The 9,491-nt window shown below is 46.0% G+C and carries 9 protein-coding genes; 6 read left to right on the top strand and 3 right to left on the bottom strand.

Annotated features, from left to right (window positions below):
* Positions 1 to 190: 190 nt before the first annotated feature.
* The 3 genes from napF to galU form a co-directional block, all read right to left on the bottom strand.
* Positions 191 to 676, bottom strand: coding sequence for a ferredoxin-type protein NapF (gene napF / locus SHEWPOL2_RS13905; RefSeq protein WP_037429170.1), 486 nt, complete (start codon positions 674 to 676; stop codon positions 191 to 193).
* Positions 677 to 752: 76 nt separating this feature from the next.
* Positions 753 to 1,766, bottom strand: a complete 1,014-nt coding sequence (galE, locus tag SHEWPOL2_RS13900) for a UDP-glucose 4-epimerase GalE (protein ID WP_037416814.1) — start codon at positions 1,764 to 1,766, stop codon at positions 753 to 755.
* Complete coding sequence (gene galU / locus SHEWPOL2_RS13895; RefSeq protein WP_037416817.1) at positions 1,766 to 2,674, bottom strand: UTP--glucose-1-phosphate uridylyltransferase GalU; 909 nt, start codon at positions 2,672 to 2,674, stop codon at positions 1,766 to 1,768. The genes galE and galU overlap by 1 nt, the downstream gene beginning before the upstream one ends.
* A 137-nt stretch (positions 2,675 to 2,811) precedes the next feature.
* Between galU and phhA the strand changes: the two genes are divergently transcribed.
* The 6 genes from phhA (at position 2,812) to SHEWPOL2_RS13865 (ending at position 9,050) form a co-directional block, all read left to right on the top strand.
* Entirely contained in the window at positions 2,812 to 3,810 is a 999-nt protein-coding gene (phhA, locus tag SHEWPOL2_RS13890) for a phenylalanine 4-monooxygenase (protein WP_345769635.1), read from the top strand.
* Between the two features lie 351 nt (positions 3,811 to 4,161).
* Complete coding sequence (locus SHEWPOL2_RS13885) at positions 4,162 to 4,500, top strand: 4a-hydroxytetrahydrobiopterin dehydratase (RefSeq protein WP_037429164.1); 339 nt, start codon at positions 4,162 to 4,164, stop codon at positions 4,498 to 4,500.
* Positions 4,501 to 4,760: 260 nt separating this feature from the next.
* Positions 4,761 to 6,299 (top strand): transcriptional regulator TyrR, encoded by a 1,539-nt coding sequence (gene tyrR, locus SHEWPOL2_RS13880; protein ID WP_011071819.1) that lies wholly within the window; start codon positions 4,761 to 4,763, stop codon positions 6,297 to 6,299.
* 342 nt (positions 6,300 to 6,641) lie between these two features.
* The gene (locus tag SHEWPOL2_RS13875) at positions 6,642 to 7,628 is read left to right on the top strand and encodes a fumarylacetoacetate hydrolase family protein (protein WP_037429162.1); all 987 of its coding nucleotides are present in this window, start codon (positions 6,642 to 6,644) and stop codon (positions 7,626 to 7,628) included.
* An 83-nt stretch (positions 7,629 to 7,711) separates the two neighbouring features.
* The gene (gene maiA / locus SHEWPOL2_RS13870; protein WP_037416829.1) at positions 7,712 to 8,362 is read left to right on the top strand and encodes a maleylacetoacetate isomerase; all 651 of its coding nucleotides are present in this window, start codon (positions 7,712 to 7,714) and stop codon (positions 8,360 to 8,362) included.
* A 100-nt stretch (positions 8,363 to 8,462) separates the two neighbouring features.
* Complete coding sequence (locus SHEWPOL2_RS13865; protein ID WP_037429158.1) at positions 8,463 to 9,050, top strand: nucleotidyltransferase family protein; 588 nt, start codon at positions 8,463 to 8,465, stop codon at positions 9,048 to 9,050.
* Positions 9,051 to 9,491: the final 441 nt, after the last annotated feature.

Genomic DNA, 9,491 nt, shown 5'->3' with positions numbered 1-9,491 from the left:
ACCAATCAACACATTCGCCAGCAAATTCAATATTGCCAGTCAGCCTAGTGCCTTTAGCAATAAAACTGAGCGCGGGGGACGATTTGCGGGTAAACAGGAGATTTTTTGCCAAACATGGTGATGAGAAACCTAATACATTGGGAATGAAATACTAACGTAAATACAGGGACAAGCCTAGGGCGCTCAATGGCTATTCTGCTAGCTTAATACTAATCGCTTGATTTGGGCACGGAGCGACACAGGCGCCACAACCCGTACATAGGCTTGTATCAATTTTCGGCATAGGCGCTTTGCCTACACTTAGGGTGAAACTGATGGCGCGGGGCTCACAAGCATCCTTACAACTTTGGCACCAAATACCTTGAAAGGTTAAGCAGTTATCTTGAATAGCCGCGATGTGTTGCCATGGCGTTTGGGTCAAATCAAACAACTTTTCCTCAGGACAGACAGTGGCGCATTGAGTACAAAAAGTGCATTCATTGTCCTTAAACGAGACTTCAGGGAAGCCGCCATCACCTTTGAAAATTATCTTAGTTTCACAGGCGGTGATACAGGCTGAGCAGCGAGTACAGATATCGGTAAATTCTACCCCCTCGCGCACCCAAGGCGGCCTAATCGCCAAGGACTTTCGGCGACTAAAGAGACTTCGGCGACTGTGATTAATGCTTTCTGTCATAGGTGTTTAATGAATAACAATCTTTATTAATCGAGAAGAAAAATGGCTTGGGAATTACCACAAGCCATTTAGATGATTAGCTTTTATAACCATTGGGATTGGTTGATTGCCAATGCCAACTGCTATTTGCCATATCCTCAAGACTATGGGTCGCCTGCCAGCCCAAATCGGTTCTAGCATGCTCAGGGTTTGCATAACAGGCGGCAATATCTCCTGGGCGGCGTGGTGCAATCTGATAGGCAATCGATTTACCACAGGCCTTCTCGAAGGCTTTAACCATATCGAGCACGCTGTAACCTTGGCCTGTACCTAGATTGTAGGTGACAAGCCCTGGTTTTGTGGCGAGTTTCTCAAGGGCTTTAAGGTGACCAATAGCTAAATCCACCACATGGATATAATCACGAACGCCAGTACCATCATGGGTTGGGTAATCATTGCCGAACACACTGAGGGCCTCGCGTTTACCCACGGCGACTTGGGCGATAAATGGCATCAAGTTATTCGGAATATCGTTAGGATCTTCGCCAATCAAACCACTGGCATGGGCACCAACGGGGTTGAAGTAACGTAAACGAGCGATATTCCAACTTGGGTCGCTATGGTGTAAATCCGCCAGAATATGCTCAACCATCAATTTAGATTGACCATAGGGGTTAGTGGCACCCGTTGGAAAATCTTCGGTAATGGGCAGGCTAGCAGGATCACCATACACAGTTGCCGAGGAACTAAAGACAAGATTTTTCACCTTAAACTCTGCCATCACTTGGCAAAGAATTAAGGTGCCAGTCACGTTATTCTCATAGTATTTCAGTGGCTTAGCTACTGACTCGCCGACGGCCTTTAATCCAGCAAAGTGGATAACGGCATCGATGTTATGGTCGCTAAAGACTTTCTGCAGTAAGGCCTTATTGAGAATATCGCCTTGGTAGAATGTGACCGATTTACCGGTAATGCGCTCGACACGGTTTAGTGCTTCGATACTTGAATTAGACAGGTTGTCTAATACAATCACTTCGCTTCCCGCATTAAGTAATTCCACTACGGTATGAGTGCCAATATAACCAGCACCGCCGGTCACTAAAATCGTCATTATTTAATTCCCTTTACAACTGTTTTTAAGTAGTGGGCAAAATCTTCACCGATTTCGCTGTGGCGCAGAGCGTATTCTACGTTAGCGCGCATATAGCCTTGTTTGTTACCGCAGTCGTGACTCTTACCTTGCATATAGTAAGCGTTTACGGTTTCTTGCTTCATTAACATCGCAATGGCGTCTGTTAATTGGATTTCATCACCTGCGCCCGCAGGCGTTTTGGCCAGCAATGGCCAAATTGCTGCGGGTAACACGTAACGGCCAACAACGGCTAAGTTAGATGGCGCTTCATCAACTGGAGGTTTTTCAACGAGTTCGACTAATGGCTCTGATTCACCAGGCTGCAAATCGTGGCCGTTCACATCGGCAATACCATATTGATTGACTAAATGATGTGGTACGCCTTCAACCATGATTTGACCCACTTGGGTTTCATCAAACAGGCTTACCATTGCGGCAAGGTTATCGGTTTTTAAGTCGCAACTGGCGTCATCGATAATCACATCCGGCAGCAATACGGCAAAAGGTGCATCACCTACTACGGATTTAGCGCATAAAATAGCGTGACCTAAGCCTTTAGCTTGGGATTGACGTACGCTGATCACCGTCACGTCTTTCGGGCAAATGGATTGCACCGCTTCGAGTAATTGACGTTTTACGCGGCGCTCTAATTGCGCTTCTAATTCAAAACTGGTGTCGAAATGGTTTTCGATAGAGTTTTTACTGGCGTGGGTTACGAGCACAATTTCTTTGATACCCGCAGCAATAGCTTCACTAACGACATATTGGATCAGTGGCTTATCAACAACAGGGAGCATTTCCTTAGGGATAGCTTTGGTCGCAGGAAGCATACGAGTGCCAAGTCCGGCGACAGGAATAACGGCTTTACGAATTTGATGTTGTTTCATTGCGAACCTTCAGATTAAGGAGAGGCGATTATTGGGCAATATTGTAAATGACCTACGCAGAAAAGCCATTTGCAAACGCCGAAATTTGTCGGTTTTTCTGCATATTATCTGTTTATCGTCGTCATTTTTACGTTTGAATGTCAAGGATTGATACCCGTCTGTGTGAGTCTGTATGTATATCGTCCATGCTTTTTAAACGACTTGTAATATTTGCTTTACGTTTACGTCACATTGACGCGCAAACAATAAACTGTGAGGGAGTTAACAAAAATCGAGGCTTAGATCACTATGGAGGCATTAGCGTCAGCCATGAAGTGAATTTTATGACTAAAGAAATTGCGCACACTGCGCCCTATGTTGCGAGAAGTGCAGATGATTCAGGGTATATCCATTACCCACAGGAAGAACATGAGATTTGGAGCCAATTGTATGCTCGCCAAGCGGTGAACCTGCCTGGGCGTGCCTGTAAGGTGTATCTGCAGGGACTTGATGCCTTGGCGATGCCCAAGGATCGCATCCCACAATTGGCGGAGATAGACAAGGTGCTACAGGCCACCACGGGCTGGAAAACCGCGGCCGTGCCCGCCTTAATTTCCTTTGGTCGATTCTTTGAGCTATTGGCTAACAAGGAGTTTCCGGTCGCGACTTTTATCCGCCGTAAGGAAGAGTTTGATTACCTGCAAGAGCCAGATATTTTCCATGAGATTTTTGGTCATTGCCCCTTGTTAACCAATCCATCTTTTGCTCATTTCTCACGTATGTATGGTCAATTAGGCTTAAATGCCAGCAAGGAAGACCGAGTATTTTTGGCACGTTTGTATTGGTTTACCGTCGAGTTTGGTTTGCTCAAGCCTCAGGAGGGTGAACTATGTATTTATGGCGGTGGTATTTTGAGTTCTCCCGGCGAAACCTTATATGCGATGGAAAGCCAAGTGCCTGAACGTAAACCGTTCGATCTTTTAGATGTGCTACGCACGCCTTATCGTATCGATATTATGCAGCCAATTTACTATGTGATTGAACATATTGATGTATTAGATGAAATCGCCAAAATGGACATAATGGCCTATGTGGCTAAGGCGCGGCAGCTCGGCTTGTTTGCCCCTAAATATCCGCCCAAGGCCAAGGCAAGTTAATTAGCGACTTTTAGGGCGTGTTGACGTTTCGAGATTAAATTTTGTTCGTTCTGGCAAGTACGTGCTCGCGAAACGAGGAATGATGTGTAGTTATTCTACTCAAATGACGAGTGACAAAGAGCAAGGGCTTGCCAGACGAACCCTTCGGGCAGCATTTGGCTGGCTTTTCTGCCGCGTTATCGTCCGTTTATGTAGAATAACTACACTGCACGGACTTTGCCTTGCATAAAAGCCAGCCAAATTGCTGCAAAAATAACCCTGAAACGTCAACACGCCCTAGACATAAACGAATTAAATAAAGCGTAATAAGAGCAACGGATTGAACCTGTGATGTTGCCAATAGGAGTATTTATGACCGTGTTAACCCAAATGAAATGTGAAGCTTGCCAAGCCGATGCACCGAAAGTGACCGATGAAGAATTGGCCGAGCTTATCCGCATGATCCCCGATTGGGGCGTGCAAGTGCGTGACGGCATCATGCAATTGGAACGGGTGTACAAGTTTAAAAACTTTAAACTAGCAATGGCATTTACCAATAAGTTGGCGGAATTGGCCGAGGAAGAATTCCACCATCCTGGTATTTTAACCGAGTGGGGCAAGGTGACCGTGACTTGGTGGTCACACTCAATTAAGGGGCTGCATAAGAATGATTTCATTATGGCGGCCAAGACCGACCAGTTATTAGATTAAAAAGTTAATATTTTAAATCAGCATCTTAATGCAATTTTGATGCTGATTTTTTCTTCCTGTTACAAATGCACTGTAAACTAGGCTTGCCACTTTGAGCGTAACCTTCTAACGTATACACGCCCAGCTATTTATCTAGTCCCTTACGTTTGCGTAAACTGAACTTGTTTCGTCAAACGCATGTCTTATGAAGGTCACCTCAGGGACTATAGCTCGCACGTTTTATTCCAAAATTCGAATCAAAAAAGGGAATATCAGTCATTATGCGCTTGGAAGTTAGCTGTCAAGATCGCGTGGGTTTAGCGAAAGACATCTTAGTCGTGTTAGAACGTTATGGCATTAATCTCATTGCCATTGATGCCAGTAACCAAGGTTTTCTTTACCTGCAATTTGCTGAAGTCAGTTTTGAAACCTTAAGCGCCTTGATGCCGCAGATCCGCAAAGTGGAGAGCGTCCACGATGTACGAACGGTGTCATTTATGCCGTCGGAGCAAGAACACTACGCCTTAAAAACCCTACTTAAAACTCTCCCAGACTCTGTGTTTTCCATCGATGTGAAGGCACGTATTCGCATTGTGAACGAATCGGCGCTGCTCAATATGGGCATGGGTGAACACGAAGTGCTTGATGAATCCTTAAACCATTGGGTACAAGGGTTTAACTTCAGCCGCTGGCTGAGTGAGGGCCAAGTGCTGCCGCAGGCAGCGCGGGTTAATATCGGCCAAAACGAATATCTGGCTGAAATGTTACCGATTTATTTACCTGATGAGGACGAGAAAACTATCCTCGTCGGTGCGGTGGTGTCGCTTAAATCGCCTGCGCGGGTGGGTAAACAATTTAATGCGCTGCAAAATCAAACCACAGGCTTTGAAAATGTATTGGCCAGCAGTGACAAGATGAAAGAAGTGCTTAAACAAGCCCGCCGCATGGCGCAGCTCGATGCGCCATTACTGATCACGGGCGAAACTGGCACCGGTAAAGAATTAATGGCTAGAGCCAGCCATGATGCCAGCATGCGCCGCGAAAAGCCGTTTATTGCCATTAACTGTGCGGCATTGCCCGATAGCGCCGCCGAAGAAGAACTGTTTGGCTACGTTAGCCAAGGTAAAGTCATTAAACGTGGTTTTTTTGAAGAGGCGAAGGGCGGCACTGTATTTCTTGATGAAGTGGCTGAAATGTCCAAGGCGGCACAGGTTAAATTGCTGCGGTTATTACAGGATGGCACCTTTAGACGTATCGGCGGCGACGAAGAAGTCCGCGCCGATGTACGGATTATCTGCTCGACCCAGAAAAACTTAGCCGAGTTGTGCCAAACCGGTGAGTTTAGAGAAGATTTGTACTATCGCATCCATGTGCTTAGCTACCATATTCCGTCACTGCGCGAGCGCAAGGTCGATATCATTCCGCTGACGGAGATGTTCCTCGAGCACTACAGCCAGCAACTTTCTAGCCCTGTGAGACGGATTTCGGCTCAATGTCGCGATCATCTCTTAACCTATGCCTGGCCGGGTAACGTGCGTCAGCTTAAAAATGCAGTTTTTAGAGCCGTATCCATGTGGGATGGTTCAGGCGAGCTGACCGTTGAGCAACTTAAGTTACCATCCTACGCCGAAGGTTTTGGTTATTTCGATAATGCCTTCGAAGGTAATCTCGATGATGCGATGAAGCAATTTGAGGCTAGCTTACTGCGCCGCTTGTATCCTGCTTACCCTAGTACTCGCCAATTGGCGAAGAAATTGGGCGTGTCTCATACGGCTATCGCCAATAAACTTAGGGAATATAAGATCGCCAAGCCAAAGTAATCTTGCTTTAAGCTTAGGATGTAACAGTATCGTTCCACTTTGTTGTCGACTTTTTCACCATATCGTTCAGCGAAATAGTGACAAGCGGCAACAGGGTAGGAAACGTAATGATTAGTTTACAAAATGTGAAAAAATAAGCTGAAATGTGATTTTGCTCACGCTATAGGAATCCGTCGTCGCTTCGGGTATTTCTACGCGCAGCAAACCCTAATACCGAGTCAATATAGGTTTTTATTCACCTATGTTCTCGTCAGCAAAAAATTCGCGTTAGCTGATATTGTCGGTTAACTATAACGAGATAAAAAGCGCAGTACGCCGAGCCGTAGAAGCACAGGAGCAGATATGAAACTTGCCAGTTATAACAATGGTCGCCGCGATGGTCAGTTAATGTTAGTGAGCCGCGATCTTACTCAAACGGTGGCTGTGCCAGCGATTGCCCATACGATGCAACAATTACTCGATGGTTGGGAATTGCTCAAACCGCAATTACAAGAATTGTATGATGCGCTCAACGAAGGCAAATTACCGAACGCGCAAGCCTTCGATGAGGCCAAATGTTTATCACCCTTACCACGCGCTTATCAGTGGGCCGATGGTAGTGCCTACGTTAACCATGTGGAATTAGTTCGTAAGGCGCGCGGCGCAGAAATGCCAGAAACCTTCTGGACGGATCCGCTGTTTTACCAAGGCGGCTCTGACAGCTTTATCGCGCCCAAGGCGGATATCCCACTGGCGAGCGAAGACTGGGGCATCGATTTCGAATCGGAAATCGCTGTGATCACTGATGATGTGCCCATGGGCGTGAGTGCTGAAAATGCAGCGAAACACATCAAACTGCTGATGTTAGTCAATGATGTGTCACTGCGTAATTTGATCCCGGCCGAACTCGCCAAAGGTTTTGGTTTCTTCCAATCTAAACCTTCGAGCAGCTTCTCGCCGGTAGCTATTACGCCAGATGAATTAGGCCCACGTTGGGAAGATTCAAAGGTGCACCTACCGCTTATCACATACCTAAACGGTGAGTTATTTGGCCGCCCGAATGCGGGTGTCGATATGACCTTTAACTTCAGCCAGTTAATTAGCCATGTTGCCAAAACCCGTCCATTGGGTGCGGGCGCCATTATCGGGTCTGGTACGATTTCTAACTATGACCGCAGTGCTGGCTCAAGCTGTTTGGCCGAGAAACGTATGCTTGAAGTGATTAGCAACGGCAAAGCTAGCACACCGTTTATGCGTTTTGGCGACACAGTACGCATCGAAATGCTCGATGATAATGGCGCCTCTATTTTTGGCGCTATCGATCAAAAAGTGGTTGAGTACAAGGCGTAAGGCTTTTTTATTTGAAAAGTGATAGATAATATCGACGGGGCTTTTAGCCCCGTTTTTTCAGCATGACAAAAGGACAGCGTGAGATGAAACTATACGGTTATTGGCGCTCTAGCGCCGCCTATCGTGTGCGTATTGCCCTCAATCTTAAAGGCGTGAGCGCCGAGCAGTTATCGGTGCATTTAGTGCGTGATGGTGGTGAGCAGCACAAGGCGGACTATATCGCGCTAAACCCGCAGGAGCTAGTCCCCACTTTGGTGGTGGATGATGAGCAGGATGGGGATGCGTTATCCCAATCTTTAGCCATTATTGAGTATCTAGATGAACTCTACCCAAAGACACCGCTATTACCCGCATCAGCCCTTGAGCGTGCCCATGTTCGCGCCATGGCATTAACCATCGCCTGTGAAATTCATCCACTCAATAACCTGCGAGTATTGCAGTATTTAACTCAGAAGCTGAACGTTGACGAAGAAGCTAAAACCGCTTGGTATCACCATTGGGTAGCAACGGGATTTGCGGCGCTTGAGACCCAACTGGCGCGCCATAGTGGCCGATATTGCTTTGGGGATAAGGTGACTATCGCAGATTTGTGTTTAGTGCCGCAGGTGTACAACGCGCAGCGTTTTAATGTGGATTTAACGCCGTACCCCAATATTATGCGAGTATGGGCTGAATGTAATTTATTGCCAGCCTTTGCTGATGCGGCGCCAGAGCGCCAAGCCGATGCAGTTTAACCTATCATTAACAGCTCATTAAGTGCGATGAAATCGATGATGAAGTGGCGTGAGTCGATGTCACTTCTGTGTTTCTAAGTTATTAAAGCGGATATTGGCTATGACTGAAGCCGAATTAAATGCATTGTTATGCGCATGGCTAAGCCAAGATAAACAGCGGTTAAGGGCACTTGAATTAGCTCTGCAATGTGCCCAAGTGTATGATATTCCGCAGTGGTGCTTGGCGGCGGGGTTTGTCCGTAACTTGGTTTGGGATAAGTTGCATGATTTTAAACTGCGCCCACTAAACGATATCGATCTGATTTACTATTGTCCCTTGGATACTCTTCCTGAGCGAGATAGGGCGATAGAAGCCTACCTACAAACACTGGCGCCAGACTTACCTTGGTCAGTAAAAAATCAGGCGCGAATGCACCTTAAGCATCTCGACAATCCCTATCAATCGACACAGGATGCAATGTGTTATTGGCCCGAAATCGAAACTGCTGTCGGTGTGTCGCTTGAACAGACACTTAAGTCTTCTGCTCCAGCCATTGAAGGCTTACACATCATCGCCCCCTTTGGCTTAACCTCATTATTTGCCTTACAACTAACGCCCAATCCTCGGCGTCCTTTAGCGTTATTTCAGCAACGGTTAGCCGCAAAGTCTTGGCGTAAACAATATCCGCGACTAGCTATAGCCTATTGAGCCATTTGGTTAAGATGAGTTTAGAGGCTTATTCTTTTATTCGCAGATGAGTGAGTGTAAACCGAAATAAGCACCTTCTAGGTCGATTCTTAATTCCTATCTTTGCCTGCTTTTGGATTCTTTCGCGTTTTTTCTACTGAATATCGTCGAATTTCATCGGATTTTAATTTCAATTTATGTTGATTAAATGTAAATGGCAAAATTGGCAATTTTCCTCCTATTACCTCTTCTGTAGGTGATTAGTGATAGCTAATTAATGCGGTTGGTCACAAAAAATGAACCGGCATTGTCAATAAATGTTTAGATAACGTGACTTGCATCTCATGGTTTATACCTCGAAATAAGTATCGCCGCTTAATCTTGATTTAGATCAATAAGGTGAATAATTTTATCTGGCAGTGTAGGCGTCAATTGTTAAGGATGTAATGTAAAACAAAAACC

This window comes from Shewanella sp. POL2 (genome assembly GCF_000282755.1).
GTDB classification, from domain to species: Bacteria; Pseudomonadota; Gammaproteobacteria; order Enterobacterales; family Shewanellaceae; genus Shewanella; species Shewanella xiamenensis.
The sequence above is the reverse complement of the archived record's forward strand: the minus strand, read 5'-3'. Positions and strand labels throughout refer to the sequence as shown.

What these genes read in the sequence shown, in the direction of transcription:
- napF (WP_037429170.1), bottom strand. Translation starts at nt 676, where the DNA reads ATGACAGAAAGCATTAATCACAGTCGCCGAAGTCTCTTTAGTCGCCGA.
- galE (WP_037416814.1), bottom strand. Translation starts at nt 1,766, where the DNA reads ATGACGATTTTAGTGACCGGCGGTGCTGGTTATATTGGCACTCATACC.
- galU (WP_037416817.1), bottom strand. Translation starts at nt 2,674, where the DNA reads ATGAAACAACATCAAATTCGTAAAGCCGTTATTCCTGTCGCCGGACTT.
- phhA (WP_345769635.1), top strand. Translation starts at nt 2,812, where the DNA reads ATGTCAAGGATTGATACCCGTCTGTGTGAGTCTGTATGTATATCGTCC.
- SHEWPOL2_RS13885 (WP_037429164.1), top strand. Translation starts at nt 4,162, where the DNA reads ATGACCGTGTTAACCCAAATGAAATGTGAAGCTTGCCAAGCCGATGCA.
- tyrR (WP_011071819.1), top strand. Translation starts at nt 4,761, where the DNA reads ATGCGCTTGGAAGTTAGCTGTCAAGATCGCGTGGGTTTAGCGAAAGAC.
- SHEWPOL2_RS13875 (WP_037429162.1), top strand. Translation starts at nt 6,642, where the DNA reads ATGAAACTTGCCAGTTATAACAATGGTCGCCGCGATGGTCAGTTAATG.
- maiA (WP_037416829.1), top strand. Translation starts at nt 7,712, where the DNA reads ATGAAACTATACGGTTATTGGCGCTCTAGCGCCGCCTATCGTGTGCGT.
- SHEWPOL2_RS13865 (WP_037429158.1), top strand. Translation starts at nt 8,463, where the DNA reads ATGACTGAAGCCGAATTAAATGCATTGTTATGCGCATGGCTAAGCCAA.